Genomic DNA, 19,785 nt, shown 5'->3' on the forward strand with positions numbered 1-19,785 from the left:
TTACGCCATTCGGCGAACCCTCGTCGCTATTGCGCAGTGCGGTCTTTACGGAAACTCTTCCTCATCGCACCGGTCATGCGCTGCCAGCGCGGCGGAACGCCGAGGTCCACCGGCTCGCCGTCGGTGTTGGTGCGCACCACCTCGAGCAGCCCGGCCGCGGCACGAACCTCCCACACCGAGCCGTGCAGATGCGCCAGCGTCTCGATCTCCGAGCCGTCGAGCCCCCGCACGACCAGCCGGAACGGCTCATCGAAGCGGCGCTCGAGCAGCAGGATCGAGTTCATCGAGCGCCACCCGACGAACGCACCAGCGACCACTCCGACGACGCTGACCTGAGCCGCCGGCCGGAACCCGCGCTCGGTGTCGAGCGCGGTGACGACCAGGTCGAACCCTCCCCGCTGCTCGCGTGACGGCGTGATCTCGCGCCCGACCGCGAGCAGCCGCCCGTCGGGTGACCACCCGTGGGCACCGAGGGCGGCGTCCTCGGGCAGCGGGACCCGAACCGGCGGCCCGCCGGCCAGCGGGGCGATACGCACGTACGCGCCGACGTCGACCGCGATCCGGGCACCCTCGGGCGCGACCGCGACCTCGCGCGGCTCCTCGCCGGACAGGTCGTAGGCGTCACTGCGACCGGTCTCCAGGTCGAGCAGGTACATGCCTTCGTCGTTGCCGTAGAGCAGCCGCCGCCCGCTCGGCAGCCAGGACAGCACTTCGGCGCCACGCACGGTAGCCGGGAACCCCCGTCGGCTGCCGTCACGCAGATCCAGCACGGAAACCGTGGGTACCGGCCGGTCGACGACGAGGGCGAGCCTCGTGCCGTCCGGCGACAGCTGTCCCGGGTCGTCCAGGCGCTCGGCCCCCACCATGCGGATTCGTCGCCCGTCGGCGGCCAGCAGCAGAGTCTGCTCGCCGTCGTCCACGGCGAACGCGGCCCTTCCCGGCGGGTCGGCGTCCCACGACATCGTCCAGTCGGGGCACCGGGGGACCTCAGCTGGCGCGTACACGTCGATCACGGATACCTTCCTCTCCCCGGCGTCGAAGGTAGCGTCTGTCAGCCGCGTTAGCGCAATAAACATGCACGCGAACGATGGGAAGATCCGCGCCGGGCGCCGGGCGCTCTACGCTGGCCGTCATGGCCAACCCGCCGGACGACGTGGTCGTTCTCCATGACGGACCGTGGAGTCACCGCTTCGTCAGTGCCAACGGCAGCAGATTTCACGTCGTGGAGGTCGGAACGGGCCCACTGGTCCTGCTCCTGCACGGCTTCCCCGAGTACTGGTGGACCTGGAGACACCAGCTCGAACCACTGGCCGAGGCCGGCTACCGCGTGGTCGCCGTCGACCTGCGCGGTTACGGCGCCAGCGACAAGCCGCCGCGCGGCTACGACGGGTTCACGCTGGCCAGCGACGTCAGCGGGCTGATCCGCGCGCTCGGCGAACGGGACGCGATGCTGGTGGGCCACGACTGGGGCGGTGCGCTCGCCTGGGCCACCGCCACGTTCCACCCGCGCCAGGTGCGGCGGATGGTGGTGATCGGTTCGCCGCACCCGCTCCGGCTGCGCGCGGCGATCGCGGGTGACCCCCGCGGCCAGCTCGCCGCGAGCCGAACGTTGTTCACGTTCCAGACGCCCCGCTACGAGCACCGCGTCACCGCGAACGACGCCGCCTACGTCGAGAACCTGTTCGCGAAGTGGGCCGGCCCGCGGTGGCGCGAGACCGACGACTACGCGGAGTACACCCGGGCGTGCCGCACCGCGATCCAGATCCCGCAGGCCGCGTTCTGCGCGATGGAGTACTACCGCTGGTCGCTCCGGTCGCTCACCCGGCCGGCCGGGTGGCGCTACGCCAAGCTCATGCAGGCCGACGTCACCGCGCCGACGCTGCAGCTGCACGGCGCCGACGACACCTACCTGCTCCCCCGCACCGCCGAGGGTTCCAGCCGCTACGTCACCGGTGGGTACGAGTGGCAGGTGCTCGACGGCGTCGGCCACTTCCCGCAGGCCGAGCAGCCGGACCTCGTCACCGAGGAGCTTCTCCGCTGGGCGAAGGCTTCCTGAGCGCGGCCACCACCGGGTGGTCCTCGAGCTCGGCGAGCTGGAGCAACGCCCACGGCGACAGGCCCACCTCGGACCGCCCGGCCAGGCCCTCGGTGACGAACGTCGGCCAGTCGACCCAGCGGTACTCCTCGACCTCGTCCGGGTTGGGCACCGGCTCGGCGTCGACGCGGAGGCCGAAGACCGGGCAGATCTCGTTCTCGACGACGCCGTCCAGCTCGGCGCGGTAGCGGAAGTCGGGCAGCAGCGGCACGATCTCCTCGGCCGTGACCGACAGGCCGAGCTCGTGGTGCAGCCGGCGCCGTACCGCCGACACCGCGTCCTCACCCGGCGCCGGATGTCCGCAGCACGAGTTGGTCCAGACGCCGGGCCAGGTCTTTTTCGAGAGGGCGCGCCGGGTCAGCAGGAAGCGACCATCGCGGTCGAACACGTAACTCGAGAACGCCGCGTGCAGCGGTGTCTCCCGATGATGACTCGCCAGCTTGGGAGCTGTTCCGATCGGCCGTCCGTCGTCGCTGAGCAGGACGATCAGCTCGTCGTCGACCACCGGATCGGCTTGAATCCCGTCGGCGGCCGGCCCGTTGGTACTGTGCCGTTCCTCACACCCCAGGACCTGGGACCCGCCCGATTCGGCCCTGTCTGTGTCGGCGAACCCCACGAAAGCCTCTTCCATCCACGGCGCTGCACACATTCCGCTCTCCAGTCTGCCCGGGAAGAGATGAGTGCGCCTCTCGGGACCGACGGGGCACGGGGTGTTGTTTCGCCGTACCGTGTCAATCGACGCCACGACAGTGAACTGCGGAGACGCGCTTTGGTCCACGACCGGGACATCGGGCCACGGCCCTTCCTCCGGCGTGCCCGCACCACGCTGGCGTCGTTCCTGGCCGTCCTCGTGCTGGTCGGGGTCGGGGCACCGGCCGCGCCGGCCGCCGCCGACACGGTCCGCGCCCAGCAGTGGCAGCTCTCGTTCCTCGACGCCCAGGCGGCCTGGCGGTACTCCACCGGCAAGGACGTGACGGTCGCGGTCATCGACTCCGGTGTCGACGCCACCCACCCCGACCTGGTCGGCCAGGTGCTGCCCGGCACCGACTTCGTCGACGGCTCCACCGACGGGCGCACCGACGTCGTCGGGCACGGCACCGCGGTGGCCGCGTTCATCGCCGGGCTGAACGACACGAACGGCGTCGTCGGGCTCGCGCACCGGGCGAAGATCCTGCCGATCCGCGTGCTCGACCCGCGCAACGAGTACGACTCCGCCGCGACGATCGCGAAGGCCGTGCGCTGGGCCGTCGACCGCGGCGCCGACGTGATCAACCTGTCGCTGGGCAGCGCCGACACCGCCAAGGTGCTGACCGACGCGCTCGCCTACGCGTTCTCGAAGGACGTCGTCGTCGTCGCGTGCGACGGCAACCTCTCCAACGACCGCGGCGCCAAGGTCTGGCACCCCGCGCGTGAGCCCGGCGTCGTCGCCGTCTCCGGCCTGGTGCGTACCGGCACGTTCTGGACCGGTTCGCTGCAGGGGCCGGAGACCGTGCTGTCCGCACCGGCCACCGAGCTCACCGCGGCCGGCCTCGACCACGGCTACTGGAAAGTGCAGGGCACGAGCTTCGGCGCGCCGATGGTGAGCGCCACCGCTGCCCTGATCCGGTCGCGTTACCCGGGCATGTCCGCGGCCAACGTCGTGAACCGGCTGATCCGCACCGCCGACGACAAGGGGCCGGCCGGGCGGGACGGCCAGTACGGGTACGGCACCGTCGATCCGGTCGGCGCCCTCACCGAGGAGGTGCCGTCGGTCAGCAGGAATCCCCTGCTGACCAGTCATGCGTCCAACCAGGGCGGCAGCGCACCGTCAGCGACACCGGCGCCAGGCGTCCCGTCGTCCGATCAGTCGGCGGTGACGGCACCCGGGCCGGCCACGACCGCGGAGTCCCCGTCGGCACAGCCCGTGCTGGCCAGCCGGATCGACAGTCTCCGGACACGAACGCTCCTGTTCGGCGGTGCGATCGCCGCCGTGCTGATGCTGGCACTGGGCACGGTCGGCCTCGTCCTCGTCCGTCAACCACCGAGGACCCGCCGGAAGGGATGGGACATTCCTCCGGACGATCACCGTCCGCCGCCCTGGTAGACGGCGAGCACTCAGCTCGCGGCCCGCGCGAGCGCGTCCCGGTAGGCACCCCGGACCGTCTGCAGCCGAGGACGCCGGAAGCGACCCGGTTCGGACTGCCGTAGCGTGCGCCCGCGGTCCGACCAGAACCCGGCGCGCGGCACCTCGTCCTTGTCGGGCGGGATGAACTTGAGCACCTCGTCCATGGCCGCGACCGCGACGATCAGCGACTCGCGGGCCTCGGCGCTCAGCACCGGGCCCGGTTCACGGCCCGGGCCACCGGCCGCGGCCTGCGCACAGACGTCGGCCACGTAGAGCCATTCGCCGGCGTCGAGCAACTCCGACGGGTCGTCACCGCCGAACAGAACGACGTCGCCCGGACCGGGGAGCAGCGGCCGCTCGGGCAGACGGAAAACGAACTCGCGCGGAGCCCGGCACCCAGGGCAGGAGCCGCTGTAACGCCGAGCCGGAGCCCCTTCGTCGGACGTCAGGGCACTGTCCCATTGGACGTCGCTTTTGCCACAGGCGGGACACGGGCGCATATCCATGTAGAGATGAGCTTCGTCCCGAGTTCGGGCCACCGGTAATGCCATACCGGCAGAGTACCTAAATGCGAGGTTCGCGCGACCCCGCTCACCTGCGAAAACAGTTAGCTGACGTGACAGGCGCACGTCGTCGCGACTCAGTCGAGATGGGCCACCGAATTGAAGGTGGTCAGCCGGAGGCTCCACCCGCGCCGTTCCCACCGGGTCACCGATGCGTTCCTGATGCCACCGGAGGCGGCGATCGCGGCCACGTCCGCTTCGACGAGCCCTTCGATCACGTAACGGAGCATCACCACGACCGAGTCGTGGGCGACGACGAGCACGCGCCGTCCGGCGGCGGCCTCCCCCAGGTCGGTGAGGAAGCTGCGGAGGCGGATCGCCATGTCGGTGTGGGCCTCGCCGCCGGGCGGACGGTAGTAGAGGAAGCCGGTGGCCTCGCGGCGGGCCACCTCTTCGGGGTGGTCGGCGCGGAGCCGGGCCTCGGTCAGCAGCGTGAGGACACCGATCTCGCGGTCGCGGACCCGGTCGTCGAGACGGAACTCGGGTGCGCGGCCGACGGCGGTGAGCGCGTCGACGGCGGCCTGCGCGGTGTGCTGGGCCCGCAGGTACGGCGACGCGATGACCAAGTCGGGCGGGTTGTCGAGCGACGCCGCCCAGCGCCCGACCGCGGCGGCTTCGCGCTGGCCGCGGGCCGAGAGCGGCACGTCGGCGTCGCGCGCTGGCAGCCCGGTGACGTCGGCGATGCCGGCCTGGTTGGCCGCGATCAGAAGTTCGTTCGACCGGCTCTGGCCGTGCCGGACGACGGTCAGCTCGGCGACGTCGACCGCGGGCGCGGGAAAACCGGGGATGCTCATACGGATCCGTCCGCGCGGACACGCCGGGGTTTGCGGCCGAGGACCAACGTGGTGAGTGCTTCCTCGATCGTGCGGCCGAGCAGCCACTCCGCAGTGTGGTCGAGCGCGAACACGCGGCCGGTGGTGTCGATCGCGAGGATGGAGACGCCGTCGTCCTCGACGCCGAGCGGGAACAACCCGACGTCGAGCGCCGCACCGAGGCCACGCAGCGTGAGCCAGGTGTGCAGCGCCAACTCGGGGTCGAGCGTGAACGTGGTGCGGGCGACGTCGACGCCGGGGCCGTCCTGGTGCACGGTGAGGCCGCCGAACTCCGCGAGCGCCACCGACGCCTTCGGTGAGAACGTGTGCTGGTGCCCGGCCGGGGACGCCCAGGCGCTGAGCGTGAGCCCCCAGTGGCGGGCACGCTGGACGTCCTTGCGGTCCGGCGCCCACCCGGAGGCACGCAGCACGGTCTCGACCTGGTCGGGAAAACGTGTCATGCGCTCACCGTCGTGATGCCGAACTCGTCGAGCAGCACCGTGCACGACCGGCACGGTGGCTGGAACTGGCCGTGGGTGGGGTCGCCGTCCTCGCGGATGCGCGAGATGTGGATCTGGCCGCCGGACAGCGCTGCTCTGGCTTCCTCGACGGTGATCGGACGCCCGGCGTTCTTGTCGGCGTCGTGCAGCCGGTCGGAGATCAGCGCGACCTCCGCGCACCACCCGGCGTACCGCTCCCGCTTCTCGGCCGGGAGCTCGTCGAGCAGGCGCGCCACCAGCGGGTGCAGGTTCGGCGCGACGTCACCACGCATCGAGGTGTGCGAATGCACCGTCCCGCCGACGATCAGCGCACCCGCGGTCATCGGCAGCGGACGTGGTGCAGCGGGCGCGGGCATGCGGTGGACCCTACCGTCCGGTTCTTCGCCCCGGCCGAGCGGAGTTGTCGTCGAGTGCGCCCTCACCACGTGCCGTCGTCGGTGACGCGTGGCGGTTCGAGACCGGTGATCAGCGTCGTCAGCGCCGCGTCCAGCGTCGGGCCGAGGAACCACTCGCCGGCGTGGTCGACCGCGAAGACACGCCCCTGCTCGTCGATCGCGAGCACCGCGTCGCCGTCACCCTCCACCCCGAGGGGAAACAGTTGGACGCCGAGCAGCCGGCCGAGGTCCGCGAGCGTCGCCGCGGTCGCGGCCGCCATCGTCGGGTCGAGCGCGAACGGGCGGCGACGGAGCTGGAGGCCGGGTTCGTCCTGGCGGACGAAGATGCCGCCGAACTCGGCGAGGGCCGCCTCCGCCGCGGGAAACGGAACGTGCTGCGAACCGTCGGCACCCGGCTGGGCACACACGATCCGTATCGCCTCGGCGCTCGACTCCGGCACCTGACGGCCCTCGTCCCAGCCGCTGGCGCGCAGAACGGCCTCGACGTCGGTGGGGAACCGGCTCACTCGTCGCTCCAGAAGTCTTCCGGCGGCGCTACGTCGAACCCGAAGTAGGCCATCATCGCGAGACACGACAGGCACGGCGGGCCCGGCACCGCGTCCTGCGGGTCGGCGGGCTCACGGACCCGGTAGGTCACCAGTTCCGCGCCCCGGAACACCCGCTTGCGGGCCTCGTCCAGGGTGGCCGGCTGAGGGCGCCTGGCGTCCTCGGCGAAGAGCGCGGCGGACAGCGCGAAGATCTCCGAGCAGCGCTCGTAACCACGTTCCCGGAACTCCAGCGGGAGTCGCTGGAGCGCGTCACGCACCAGCGGGTGGTGCTCCGGCGGGGTGTCGCCCTTGACGCTGCGCGCGGTGACCGGCGGGCCGTCGAGCAGCAGGTACGTGATCGTGGCCGGGGTGCCGACCCGGTTCAGGTCCCGGCGCACCTGCGCGAGCTGCGAGCTCTTGCGGGTGGCGCGGTACTGCTGAGCGACGACCTCGACCGGCATCGCCGGCCACACCGACAGCTCGCCGGTCTCCCGATCGATGACCCCTCGTCCGGCGCCCAGCTGCGGCTCGTCCGTGACTCCCCAGACGACGAAGCCGGCGTCGAACTCGTAGAGCTTCGGGGAGAGATCGGGGTTGCTCTCCGCGATCCAGCGGGCCGCGATCCGGCGTGCCTCGTGACTGGTGATCACAGCAGGACTTCCAGGGACCGGACCCACTCCGCCGGCACGGGCTGGTCGGAGACCAGGCCGAGCTGGGGATCCACCCACCGGATCGTGTCCTGGTGGTTCACCGCGGCCGACGCGCGCGCGGTGCCGTCCACCCAGCCGATGACGAGCGCGGCGAAAGCACCGTGGCCCTTCCGGCGGAGTTCCGCGGCGACCCGGTCGAACGCCTCCTGCGCGGTGGCCGGCGACTCCGACTGCTGGAACCAGGTTTCCAGGCGACCGTCGAGCGCCTTCTCCAGCCGCTCGCGTCCGGCCGGTTCACCGCGCAGCGGCAAGCGCGTGGTTCCGCTCCGGTGCGCGTCGACGATCCGCGGCACGGCGACGCGCGGACGCCCGCGGACGTAGGTGTCGAAGAACGCCAGCGTCGCGTCGACGCAGTTCTGGGCCCGGCTCTGGTCGGCACGCATTCCGACGCCGTTGAGCCGCGAGAGCCACGCCGCGGTCGGTTCGGGCGCCTTGCCTCCCGGGAGCGCCTGTTCGAGCGCGTTGTGCTCGGCCTGCAACGGCCGCCGGTGGCCGGGCGGGATCTCGTAGTCGCCTACCAGCGCCACCGCGGCCCCGTTGACCCAGCGGCAGAGCTCCGGACGCAACCCGACCAGGTCGATCAGCTGCTCCCGGCAATCCAGCCGCGACCTGATCGCCTCGGCGGCGCACCCGGCGGCCTCCCGGTCCATGCGCTGGGCGTCGCTGCCGAGCCGCTGGTACGCCTCGACGAGCGCCTGCTGCCGAGTGGCCAGCTCGACCGACTCGGCGACCCGGGCGTCCCGCTCGTCGGCCAGGGTCTGCAGGTGGGCGCCGAGCTGCCGGAACCGCTGCTCGGCGCGGTCGAGCCACTCACGCAGTTGCCCGACCTGGTCGGCGTTCTCGTCCGGCTGCTGCGCGAGCCACGCGTCCCAAGCCGCGATGTCACGCATGGCGCCCTGCGCCTGCTGCGACAGTTTCTGCTGCTCACCGGCGACCGTGTTGGCCTCGGCGGTGATCTGCTGCAGCTCCTCGGCGAGCGTCGTGCGCCGATGGGCGGTCCACTGCCAGGTCGCGCGAGCCTCGTAGGCCTGGTCGCGCGCCTGGGCGGCCTGACGACTCAGCTCAGCGGCCCGATCCTCCGCCGCGATCGCGTCCCGCCCGGATCGGTGGGCCTGCACTTGGAGCTCGACGTCGGACCGGCGACGCCCGGATTCGAGCGCTTGAGTGCGCGGAAGGGTGTCCGGGGGTGGGACGGGAGGCGGCATGAGGAGCCGGATGGCGCGCGGAAGCCGGTCAGCGACGGCCTGCCGGTAGTCACGCTGCCCCCCGAAGGGGTCCCGTTCGAGGGTGGTGGCGGTAGGGGTGGGTTGAAGGAGCGCGAAGAGAGGGTCGTGATCAGCGGGGTTTGTGGGTGGTTCGGTGGGGCTGGCGGTTACGCGGGTAGTCGCTGCGAGGCCGGTGTTCGGGGCGCTGGGATTTGAGGTGCCAACAGCGGGCGCGGTCTTCGCGACGTCCTGGGCAGGGATGGTCGCCCGGGGAGTCGACGCCGGAGCGGTCGCTGCGGCAGTCGACGTGGGGGCGGTCCGCGTGGGAGCGCTCCGCGTGGGAGCGCTCGGCGTGGGAGCGCTCGGCGTGGGAGCGCTCGGCGTGGGAGCGCTCGGCGTGGGAGCGCTCGGCGTGGGGGCGCTCGGCGTGGGGGCGGGCCGGAGGGCTGGCGCGGACGTGGCTGCGTGGGCGGGGGCGGTCGCTGGGGGTTTTGTTGTGGTTGGGGCGTTCGACTCGGCGCGGTCCGGCGTTGGGGTGCTCGTGGCGGAGCTGCGGCGGGTGCCTTGCCTGGGGACGCTCGGGGCTGCGGAGTCGCTCGAGGTCGGGTCGCCCGGGGCCGAGGTGTCTTCTGGTGTGTCCGGCGCGAAAGCACGAGCCAGCGAGCTGGTCGGGGGGCCACCCGGCAGAACGGGCGCAATCGGAGTACGCGGCGACGGGCCGGCTCGCCTCCGACCACCCAGTTCCCGCACCGACGACTCAGCGGCGCCCGAACGCTCCGGCGCCGCTGCGCCCGACCTCCGCCGCGAGCCGTCCACCCGGCTGCCCGATGCCACCGGCTCCGTCTTGGTCCCGGACTTCAACGAAGGCGCAGCCTCAGCTCCACTCGAGCGCGAGCGGCGTCCCGAGCGGGAGCCCTCTGAGCTGGGGCGACTCGAATCAGGTGCAGCCGAAGCAGAGGCATTCGAAGCAGAGGCACTCCGACCGGGGCCGCCCGAAACCGCGCGATCCAGGGCAGAAGCGCCCGAGCCCCGGCCGCCCGACCCAGGCCCGCGCGGACCAGAACTGCTCGAGCCGAGCCCACCCGATTCCGCGCCATCCAAAGCGGGAGCACTCGAAGCGGAGCCGCTCGAAGCGGAGCCGCTCGAAGCGGAGCCGCTCGAAGCGGAGCCGCTCGAAGCGGAGCCGCTCGAAGCAGAGCCGGGCCGATCCGTGCCAATCGAAGCGGGGCCGGTCGGCGAGGTCTTGGGCTCGGACGGCTGCGCAGGCCGCGGAATCATCGACGCGGACAGGAACTCATCCGACAAGATCGGGAGCAACGTGGTCGGCGCGGCCGCCGGAATCGCCGCCGAAGACGGCGCCCGCTCCACGGTCCGCGGCGCCGGCACCTCCGCCGACGCGTCGTCGGCACCCTGCCCTTCGTCCGCATCAACCGAAAACGCCTGGGCAAGCGGGACCCGCGACGGACCCTTCAACGGCTTTTCCGGAGGCGCAGCCTCCGACGCAGGCGCAGCCTCCGACGTAGGCGCAACCTCCGACGTAGGCGCAACCTCCGACGTAGGCGCAACCCCCGATGCAGGCGCAGACTCCGACCCAGGCGCAGACTCCACCGCCGGCGCGACCTCCGCGAACGGCGCGCTCACGAACTCCGGCGGGGTGAGCAACTCCGGCGGCGTAGGCCCCGGCTCAAAATCCGCCGGATCGGGCATTCGGTACGGCTGCGTAGGGTCGTCAACAAACCGTCGCCGCCGATCGGCAATCATCCGCGCAGTCGTGTCCTGCAACGCAGGCGTGTTCTGCAGCAGAGGCGGGCCGGCTTCCACGTCCGGATCCGCAGCCAAGCGGAAATCCGACCGGGTCCACCGCGACCGCTGCCCGCGCCCGTCACGTTCTCCACGGACGAGCAGCAACGCACGCGGCATGCTGGTCGGCGACGCCGGACCCTCCGGTAAGGACGGTTCAGCCGTGCTGGCCGGGAGCGCAGGCCCCGCTGACCACCGGGTAGCACCCGGGTCTTCCTCCGGAGCACCGAGACGCTCGACGTCGGGATCACTGCCCTGTTCGGTCACGCGACCGTCGACGGCGGAGGATTCCACGTGCACACGGTACGCGTGTGGCATCCGCTGCGTCCGGTCATCGTGACGCGCGGGGCAGCAATATCCAGTTATGAGGGCCTATTTTTTCGTAGCGGCGAGGCTACCCCACGTGGTCGCCACTCCCTTCGATCTCACGGGCGCGTCGCACGAACTTGTTCTCGGCACCGGGCGGCGGGTCGATGTCGACGTGGTGGACGAGGTAGTCGGGGGCGTCGTTCGGCTGCGCCTCGGCTCCGGCGTGCTCGAGCGTCCACTCGTGATGCAGGCGCGCGAGCGCAGACAAGCGCTCGACGACGTCGGGGTGCGGCGGTTCCACGGCTGACTCCTCTCAGTGCTGCAACCACTCCGCCAGCAGCTGCTCATCGCTGCGCGACCCGTGCCCCCCGGCCCTGGCCGGCACCGCGCTCCGGAGGTCGAACTCGGCGACCCGCCGGTCGAGCTCGTTGGCCGCGGCGTAGACCGCGGTCCGTCCCGTTTCCGGCCCGGCACGCATCGCCATCCGCACCACCGCCGTCACCGCGTCCCGCGCCGCCATCCGCTGCGCCCGAGTCATCGCACTGGCATCCGGCACCGGACCGTGCAACCGCGAGACCACCCGACTCCCCGGCGCAGACGGCGACAACAACTGGTGCGCCTCCGAAAGCGTCGCGGGATCATCGGTAACCAGCATCGACGGATGCTGTGCGTTCAGGTGCCGCCATCCACTAGGCGTAGGCGGCCACTGCACCCACAACGCATGCCGACGAGCAAAGTCCGGCGCGAGCCGCCCAACGATCCACGGCACCACATCGTCCGCGGTGACGAACAGGAACCGAGCGTCCCCGGTGGCGAGCGGGTTGAGTCTCCGCAAAACCCGATCAACGGCCGCGACCAAATAAGGAGCGGTCCACCGACTAGCAACCTCATGAGCCGAAGCGATCGCAGCAAGCTCGCCAGGCTCCCCCAACCGATAGGCCTCCGCAGCTCCCCGCACAGCACCCTCCCGCTCTGGGTCAGATGTCAATCGCTCTGGTCGTACAGGGCCAGAAACGTTGTCTCGGCCGGCAGGTCCACCGCCATGCGCTCCTGGAGAAACGCTGCCGCTTCCTCCCGGGGCACCGGCCGGAGAATTGAGAGGTACCGGTCCTGGGCCAGGTACTCGGCCGAATCGGCCTCCCACTCCCGTCGAAGAGGCGTCGGAGTCACCGATCGATGCCCCTTCGCCCCGCTGACCAGCACCGTTACTCCCGATGCCGGACGATCGAAGCCTTGGTAATGGTCCAGGTAGTAATGCACTGCCGTTCCGTCCGACGGGGTGGGAGCCAGGCGCTCCGCGTTGGCCCGCGGGTCGGGCGGGGGCGGCTCCGGATAGATCTGCGCCCCTCCGGGGTCCCGGCCTTCCGCTACCGCCGCCAGATATCGGTTGATGATCACTCGGGGCGGATAGGGCCCATGCGATGTGATTCGGCCGGTGCTCTCCTCGAGCACCAGCGTCGCCTTGCCCGGTTGTCGCGCCCGCTCGGCTTCCTCCGGCGTTCCCGGAATCGACCGAAGCGCCCACCCGTGCGGGAACCGGTGCATGCTCCACCGCAGGCCGGGACGGAAGACGCGATCCAGGTAGGCCTGCGCCGCTTCCCTCGTATCCAGCGGTTCCGTCACCGTTGACCCTCCCATCCAGCTCGACCGTGATGTAGGACAACTCGACCGTGTCCGACACCAGATCATCCGGCGGCGTATCGGACGTCGCGCCTTCTTGCGGGTCCCACCACACCGGGCCATCCGCACCCAGGGGAAAGACCACGACTGTTGCGTGCGATTCCCCGTGAAGTGGCCGGTTCTCAGCGTCGAACAGCAGACCGTTCTCGTCGGCGTCCTGCCAGACGTTCACCACCAGCGCCGCTGATCCTGGACCCAGTTCCGCGACGTGATCGTGCAAAGCCCAGAACTGCTCCGTCATCGACGGCAGGTGATCGTGGTGCAGCCATGTGTCCGCATCGAGCCATCCCATGGCCCGCTCGATCCCGCGCAGCTCCCCCATGGTCGTTCCGTCCGGCCAGCGCGCCATCGAAACCTCGGGACGCCCGTAGAACGACGAAATCGCGGCCAGCGAGCAATCCAGGCAGTTGATGTCACGTCCCGGCTGGGTCGGACCACCGTCGTTGATCAACGCACCGTACGGGTGAAAGCGCGGGTCTGCGCCGACCAGAATGCCGTCGGCCGAGCTCAACACCTTGTCGACCGCCGACTGGTACGCACGGTTTTCCAGCCGCCGCAGTCGCTGCTTGCCAAAACCGCGGGTCAGGTCGAGCGGGAACGCCGGATCCTCCCGAGCAAACGGCCCGGCCGGCCCAGACCACGACGCCCCGCCAGCGGGATCAGCGGGCGGAACTACAGCGGATCCAGCCCCGGCGGCTCCCCCTTCCACCGGAAGAGCCACCGAATCGTCTCCTCGTCCGGCAAAATCTCCCCGCCCGTGATCCCCGGAGTCAAACCCTCCGCCTCCGTCCGGTCCACCTCCCGGAAGCGATCCCAGTTGTCCTGCTCGAAGAGAATCCGCTGCGCCGCTTCCGGGTCGTAGACCCATGCCTTCTGGCGAAGGTTCCACAACAGAGCGTCCGACGTCATCGGGTCCAGGATCACCACGCTCGTCGGCTCGCGATCCGCCGTGGAGTTCCTGTAGAGCGTGTAGTAAGTCAGGCCCATCCGGCTTCCACCTCTCCAATCGTTCGCGTGCCTCGGCGGGAATCGGAAGATCCCGTTCCCCTAGACCGTATTCCGCGATGACGTCCCCGAGCTGCCACCCTTCGCGACTGAGCCACCGCTGATACTCACTGAAGACACCAGGAAGCTTCGCCACCCAGGCAGCGAGGCTGTCGTCTTGATTCACCCAGACATTCGCGAGTACGCGCGGCGGTGGATCGATCTGATCCGGAATCCTTGAGCGCGCTACCCGACCGTTCAGCATGAGGCGTCGCAGAATCACGTGGATCTTCCGTGCTGCGGACTCATCCGGGTGAGCAAGGATCTGGCTCCAACCCGTCGTTTCCTCAACGATCCGGGCGGACCAGTCGGTCGGCAGCAGAAGGTCGATGACCCTGTCGCTGTGAGGCGAGCGCCACGAGATGCGGAGACCTTGCGTCGCGTTCCCTTCGCCCCACGTATTCGTCGCCCGCAGCGCCTCATATCCGAGGTCTTTCAGCGCCTGGACCACATCTTCGAGAGCCCGCCCGTACTGTTCTCCACCGGGAAGTTCGAGCGAGAACGTAGAAGGGATCTCGGTCGGCTTGGTGCCGAAGTAGTCCTCGGAAATGTCGCGGTTCAACGCCGATTCGTCCGAGCGCCGCGCTAGACGCAGTTCCAGCTGGCCTGCGACACTCGCTAGATCCCGTTCGACCGCAACCATCTCATCGCTGGTGACCTGAACAATGGCAGAGCGCGCATTCGCTCGAGTGGGCGGAGAACCAACCCTTACTGGCAGCGTGTGTGAGCCAAAAAGGATCCCAGGGAGCAAGTCTCGGCCGAGAGCAGCGCGGAACAGCGCAATCTCGCCAAAGGTCTGCGGCACCGCGCCAGCCTCGTAGACCACCTTCCCGACGTCTCCGCCCACTACCCAACTTCCATCTGGAAGCTCACGAATCTCAGTGCTCAGGGCAGCCTTCCGCCGACGCCTTCGCGGCCAGTCGTGACGCCACCTCTCGTCGAGGAGCGACTCGGTAGGCGCATGGGGAACAAACGGAACGGCAGTAATTCCTGCCCGCCGGGCGGCGGTCAGCCTCCGGTTGTCGATGCTCACCAGGGAGCCGTCCCCCCATTGGACACCGTGAAGGGGTTTCCCGCGCCAGGCTGTGATCATCTGGACCAGGTCGTCAATATCGATCCGATCGCTCGTGATTTCGCTAATGGATCGCTGAGTGAACGCAATACGAGTGGGATCGACCATCCGAACATAGGGAAAGGCGTTCTCGATCGAAAGCCGGATGTCCGAGGGAACTTCATCCACATTGGCGAATCCGAGATCGCTCCACGCGGCAGCCCGGGTTCCCACCGGCACCGTCGCAGTCGGCTTCATCATCTGCCGCGGCAACACCGGCCCAACATCCGACGACTCAGCCCCAGCCGGCGCATCCGGCCGAAGCGCCGCATCGAGCCACCGCACCCCCTCCCACTTCGCCCCCACCAACGCCCGCCGCCCGGCCCAACCACTCCCAACCCCTGACCACCCGGCCAGCGCCACCTCATTCGGACTCGGATATCCCGGCGAACCGAACTCCGCCCGCCCAGCCCGGAGCAAAATTCGATCAACGGCAACAACCTGCCGCTCCAAATCCGCGAGGACCGCCTCCGGCGCCACGCCGCGATAATCGGCGGCCACCGCCTCGAGCTCGTCCTGCGGAACCAACTCCCCAGCAAGCCATCGCCGAACCACAGAAGCCTGCGCAGCCACCCGACCGCGCTCGACGCTCAGTCGCGAGAACACTGACTCAGCCGACGCCCGCGACCCCCAATAAAAGCCCCGACGCGCCCACGCAAAAGCCCCCGCGTCCACGGCGCGCACCTCGACCCGCGAAACCCCGGACTCAACCAGCCACGACTCCAACGCCGAATTGAACGTCGTCACGAAACCAGCGCCGCTCTCGTTCATCCGGAGCTGTTCCAGCCGCGCATAGAGCGCGCCGGACGCATCCCGATTCACCGAGAAATGCACGATGCCGACCTGCCGCCCGGCCGCGTTCACCACATCGAGCCGCACGACCACCCGATCCGACCCCGCGTCGACCGCCCCGACTCGGACTCCGAACCCGGCGTAACTCGCCTGCGCCAACCGCGACGAAACCGCGGCGGCAACAGAATCCCGATCATTTCCGGCCACCGGAACCAATGCTGGAACCGGCCGCCGCGGCAAACGCCGCACTCCAGCATCCGAGAGATACCGGTCCAACTCGTCGAGCTCCCGAGACAACTCAGCGCTGCCTCCCCGACCCAACGCCCGAACCAGATATCTCCGCTCACTGAGCCGCGCCTCGAGCAACGCGTCCGCCCCCGCACCACGACACAAAACCCGCTCCAACGCCCTGCGGAAGAATCCACGCGGAGCCTTCTCCTGCAGGGCCACCGCAATTTCGTGTACCCACACCCGCGCGAGTTGCTCCGGCGCAACCCGCACATTAACCGTGACAACGTTTCGGTTCCGTCCCACCGCAGTCGCCGCCACATCCTCCATTCCGGAAGCGACCGCCGCCTCGAACCGAATCGACCGCCCGTCCCGCAGCCGAACCGTCACGGCCTCCCCGACGTCGACCGACTCGACCAGCCGCCCTTTGAAGTCCTCCGGCCGCACCAGCGCGGCCGCAGCCAACAACTCCGCCGGCTCAAGGTCGGGTAGGTGGTCGGCTCTCCCATCAGGCGCGAACGAGGTCAGTGGCACCGTTGGTGCCGCCGGTGCCCCACCCCCCGCCTTTCCGTCTTCCTCGATCGACGCCATTCCCCGTACCACCGTAGGAATGTCACCAGCCCGGACCGCCCGCCCACTCGGATCCAGCACGATCGACCAGACCCCATCAACCGCATACTCAAAAAGCGGCCGTGTAGAAACGGCACCGATCTGCGCATCGATCCAATGAATAGTCCCGTGGTGGTTGACCGCATTCCACGCGTGCGAGCCGCCACCATGCCTAGGCGCGACACTGGTGATAAGCACCGCCGAGGCCCCGTGTCCAGCCGCGAGGAGCTGCGCACTGAGCGCCGGAAACGCCGCATCGGCCGACGCCCCCTGGTACTCGAACTCAGCCCCAAGCGTCTCCTCAGCGCGCTGCCGCCCATCAGTCTCACCCGCCGTCGAAGGCGTGTCGTCGGCGTAATACTCAGCCTTCCGAGGCGCCGATACCTGCGGCTTCCCTTGCCAGGTACCGAGCAGACTCAACGCAGTATCAAGGCAGTTGTTAGCACGGAAGGGCGTGGCCGCCGGCCCTCCATCGTTGACCAGTCCCAGCCACCGACCCAACGGATGCGGAAACCGCACCGGCCGCCCGCGACCGTCACGCGGCACCGCGTCCTCGAGCGCCCGCTGATCAACGGGGTCCGGCTCATCCAACCCACCCGGCTCCCCAATCGGCCGCTCACCGCCAGGCGCTAACGGCGGTCTAGATTGCTCTGCTCGGGTCTTATCATGACTCTTTCTGGCGGGTTTTGATACATCCTCCGCCGATATCTGTTCCACCCCGAGCCGCTCAAGAAGCTTTTCGCACGTGAAGCATGGGGGCCGTACTTTATCCTCCCCGTTTGGAAAGTCTGACCATATCTGTATCGAGATAATCTGCGCGTTTCGCAATGCAGCGAGCTGCGCATCGAGTCGGCCAGGCTCTGGACCCGTGTATTTTTGGTCAAAATCGAATAGGAAATCCGACAGCAACGCTACCTCTGCACAGAATCCGTGCCAGAGCGGAAGCCTCGATCCACCCAACCCGTCTCCGGCGCGACCAGCCCTCTCAGCTAATCTATTCCGCGCTACCCTTTCGACCTCGTTGTTTCTTATCTCGTTCAAGATTTTCTGGATCGTTTCGTGGCGCGTCGGCTCTGGAGCGCCCTCATCAGTCTTGATGCTGGTGTGCGTGCGGACGACCCCATCCGCGGTAACCAAAGAGCCCGATATCCTCGGAGCAAAATCGGCTTTAGCAGCTTCGTCCCAGCGCTGGTCGGCAATCTCGCTACGCACGACCACCGCCAATTCGCGCGCCTTTTGCGCGGCCCGTTCTTGCAAATTTTCTGACGGGTCAAATTTCGAATCCTGAATACGATAGCTGTAAGTGTTCTGCCCGGTCGCTGCTGTGGAGGTTTGGCGAGGTGGTGGAAGAGAGGGCGACGTCCGCCCTTGTTGCATACCCTGACCAGCGGGTGATGCGGGTACAGCCAGCCGATCGGGGCCTACCAGGGTCCGATTTCTACTGACACGGGCTGACCTATCTGCATCGTTGGTCCTTAGCCCGGTGCGCTGCCCGCTGGCCTCCTCTTTCTCGATACCGACAGCGGACTCCGGACCGGGGGTGGCCGCTGTCTGCTGAGAGGGAGAGACCTGGTGCAGCTGCGCAGTGGCTCCCCGTTCGACTGTGGTTGGCGCCGACGCCGGAGGCGCCGCTGGGCTCGCGCCCCCAGTGCGCGACTCATCCAGTAAGTGGCCAACTGGGCGATGCGACGGGTTAGCCGAAGGTGCGGGCGAGTTGGCCATCGGCGTGCTGCCAATCGGGGTCTCGTCCCTTGAAGAATGTGTAGCGACCTTGGTCACTAGAGGGCTCGCCGGTTCGCCGACCAAGCTTGGCGCCATCGATGCGACAGATGCCTTGGAAGCCGGCATCGGTGCAGTCGGATCAAGGTTGGAAAATGGCGCGAGCGCAGCCGCTATGGAACTCGATGGCACTGTTGAAGCAGAGGTCGATGCGGAGATACTCGTATCAGTCGAATTACCTGGGCTTGATCCCGCGAACGAAAGTGGTACTTGCGCGGCTACCGAACCAGAGGCATTCGTCGGCGAATGGGACGAAGCTCCCAGACCCAATGAGTCGTTCGACCCGGGTAGAGAGAGGTTGGAGTCGGGCGTAGTGGGGACACCCCAGCTCAGGGCGGCTTGATGGGAGCCCAGGAGGGTTTCGCGGAAGGCGGTCGGGCCGCCGGTCAGGTACGCGGCGGCTAGCTGTGCCGGGGAGATCGTGTTCGCGCGGCTCGCGCCGGCGAGGGCTGAGCTCATGATCGAGTCGGCCGGGTACTGCCAGTTGCCGTAGACGACTCCGTTCGCGATCCAGCTCGAGGTCGGTGACGTCACTGCGTTGACGAGACCGACGGACACCGCCTGACCCGGAGTCCCGGCGAACTGCTTTCCGAGACCACCGAACCTCGTCGTCGGCGAGTTCGTGCGGTCGATGCCGCGGTTGATGCGATCGATCGTGGCGTCGGAGAGGCGGTCTGTCACCAGACGTCCGGCTCGGTTCTTGGCCCACCGCACGGCGGGGGCGACGCCCATTCCGATCGGGACGCCCGCGGTCGCCCCTATCGCCGAGGCCGCCGTCTTGGAGCCATCCCAGCTGGTCCGATGCCCACCAGCCATCTGAATGGCCTGGCTCAGGCCATCGACCAGGACGACCTCCTCGAGCACTTCCTCGACGAGTTCCTCGGCCGCTTCCTTGCCGAGCTTACGAAGGCCCTCACGGGTGACCGCCTTCTTCAGCAGTTCCTTGCGCAACTCCTTCTCGACGACCTTGCGCGCGATGTTGCGGACCAACTGCCGGAATGACTGCTGAACCGCGATCCGACCGCCGGTCATGATCGGCTGGATCGCGGCAGCCGAGCCGCCGCCGGTGAAGAACGCGCCGATCAGCGCCGTGAACACACTGATGATCGTGATGATGACCGTGATCAGCGTCGTCAGCTTGTTGTACTGCAGCTCCAGAGCGGCGTGGTCGCTCATGTCCGCGAGCGAGCTCGCCATTTCGGCGACCGCGCCCAGGCCGGCCTCGGACGATTGGCCCAGTACCTCCCACAGCCCTAGAAACGCGTAGCCGGAGTCGCCTCCCCAGGCCGCCATGAGGTCGTTGACGACTGGGCCGGCGTCCTGCATGGCGTCGGATAGCGCTTGGGCGACCGCAGTCCATTCCTCGGCCAGGGCCCACAGGTCGTCTTCGTTGCCTTCCGGCCATGGGTTGCCTGCGGTCACTCCACAGATGAAGTCCCACACGTAGTCGTATTCGCCGAAGTCCGGCTTCCAGACGGCCATCGGCTACTGCTCGATTCCGGTCATTGCGCCCCCCAATGCG

Annotated in this window: 13 protein-coding genes; 2 read left to right on the forward strand and 11 right to left on the reverse strand. The window is 69.0% G+C overall.

Annotated features, from left to right (window positions below):
* Nucleotides 1-26: 26 nt before the first annotated feature.
* Complete coding sequence (locus ABD437_RS28475) at nucleotides 27-1,013, reverse strand: WD40 repeat domain-containing protein (RefSeq protein WP_344652012.1); 987 nt, start codon at nucleotides 1,011-1,013, stop codon at nucleotides 27-29.
* A 119-nt stretch (nucleotides 1,014-1,132) separates the two neighbouring features.
* Between ABD437_RS28475 and ABD437_RS28480 the strand changes: the two genes are divergently transcribed.
* The gene (locus ABD437_RS28480; RefSeq protein ID WP_344652013.1) at nucleotides 1,133-2,056 is read left to right on the forward strand and encodes an alpha/beta fold hydrolase; all 924 of its coding nucleotides are present in this window, start codon (nucleotides 1,133-1,135) and stop codon (nucleotides 2,054-2,056) included.
* Here ABD437_RS28480 and idi read toward each other — a convergent pair.
* The gene (gene idi / locus ABD437_RS28485) at nucleotides 2,019-2,600 is read right to left on the reverse strand and encodes an isopentenyl-diphosphate Delta-isomerase (protein ID WP_344652014.1); all 582 of its coding nucleotides are present in this window, start codon (nucleotides 2,598-2,600) and stop codon (nucleotides 2,019-2,021) included. The two genes, ABD437_RS28480 and idi, sit on opposite strands and share 38 nt — an antisense overlap.
* A 264-nt stretch (nucleotides 2,601-2,864) precedes the next feature.
* On the opposite strand from idi, the gene mycP reads away from it, so the two are divergent.
* Nucleotides 2,865-4,178, forward strand: coding sequence for a type VII secretion-associated serine protease mycosin (gene mycP / locus ABD437_RS28490; protein ID WP_344652015.1), 1,314 nt, complete (start codon nucleotides 2,865-2,867; stop codon nucleotides 4,176-4,178).
* Nucleotides 4,179-4,189: 11 nt separating this feature from the next.
* Here the strand turns inward: mycP and ABD437_RS28495 are convergent, their stop codons facing one another.
* From ABD437_RS28495 to ABD437_RS28535, 9 genes are all read right to left on the reverse strand, one after another.
* A complete protein-coding gene (locus ABD437_RS28495) occupies nucleotides 4,190-4,495 on the reverse strand; it encodes a hypothetical protein (RefSeq protein WP_344652016.1) in 306 nt (101 codons plus the stop codon).
* 344 nt (nucleotides 4,496-4,839) lie between these two features.
* The gene (locus ABD437_RS28500) at nucleotides 4,840-5,556 is read right to left on the reverse strand and encodes a histidine phosphatase family protein (protein ID WP_344652017.1); all 717 of its coding nucleotides are present in this window, start codon (nucleotides 5,554-5,556) and stop codon (nucleotides 4,840-4,842) included.
* Nucleotides 5,553-6,035 (reverse strand): SUKH-3 domain-containing protein, encoded by a 483-nt coding sequence (locus tag ABD437_RS28505; protein ID WP_344652018.1) that lies wholly within the window; start codon nucleotides 6,033-6,035, stop codon nucleotides 5,553-5,555. Before ABD437_RS28505 ends, ABD437_RS28500 begins: the two co-directional genes overlap by 4 nt.
* Entirely contained in the window at nucleotides 6,032-6,430 is a 399-nt protein-coding gene (locus ABD437_RS28510) for a YwqJ-related putative deaminase (RefSeq protein WP_344652019.1), read from the reverse strand. Before ABD437_RS28510 ends, ABD437_RS28505 begins: the two co-directional genes overlap by 4 nt.
* A gap of 62 nt (nucleotides 6,431-6,492) precedes the next feature.
* Entirely contained in the window at nucleotides 6,493-6,975 is a 483-nt protein-coding gene (locus tag ABD437_RS28515) for an SUKH-3 domain-containing protein (protein ID WP_344652020.1), read from the reverse strand.
* Nucleotides 6,972-7,646: a YwqJ-related putative deaminase gene (locus tag ABD437_RS28520; RefSeq protein ID WP_344652021.1), complete on the reverse strand. Its 675-nt coding sequence runs from the start codon at nucleotides 7,644-7,646 to the stop codon at nucleotides 6,972-6,974. Before ABD437_RS28520 ends, ABD437_RS28515 begins: the two co-directional genes overlap by 4 nt.
* Entirely contained in the window at nucleotides 7,643-8,824 is a 1,182-nt protein-coding gene (locus tag ABD437_RS28525; RefSeq protein ID WP_344652022.1) for a toxin glutamine deamidase domain-containing protein, read from the reverse strand. The genes ABD437_RS28520 and ABD437_RS28525 overlap by 4 nt, the downstream gene beginning before the upstream one ends.
* Before the next feature lie 2,281 nt (nucleotides 8,825-11,105).
* Nucleotides 11,106-11,321, reverse strand: a complete 216-nt coding sequence (locus ABD437_RS28530; protein ID WP_344652023.1) for a hypothetical protein — start codon at nucleotides 11,319-11,321, stop codon at nucleotides 11,106-11,108.
* Nucleotides 11,322-11,333: 12 nt separating this feature from the next.
* Complete coding sequence (locus ABD437_RS28535) at nucleotides 11,334-19,745, reverse strand: toxin glutamine deamidase domain-containing protein (RefSeq protein WP_344652024.1); 8,412 nt, start codon at nucleotides 19,743-19,745, stop codon at nucleotides 11,334-11,336.
* Between the last annotated feature and the right edge of the window lie 40 nt (nucleotides 19,746-19,785).

It is taken from the genome of Cryptosporangium japonicum (genome assembly GCF_039524755.1).
Classification (GTDB): domain Bacteria; phylum Actinomycetota; class Actinomycetes; order Mycobacteriales; family Cryptosporangiaceae; genus Cryptosporangium; species Cryptosporangium japonicum.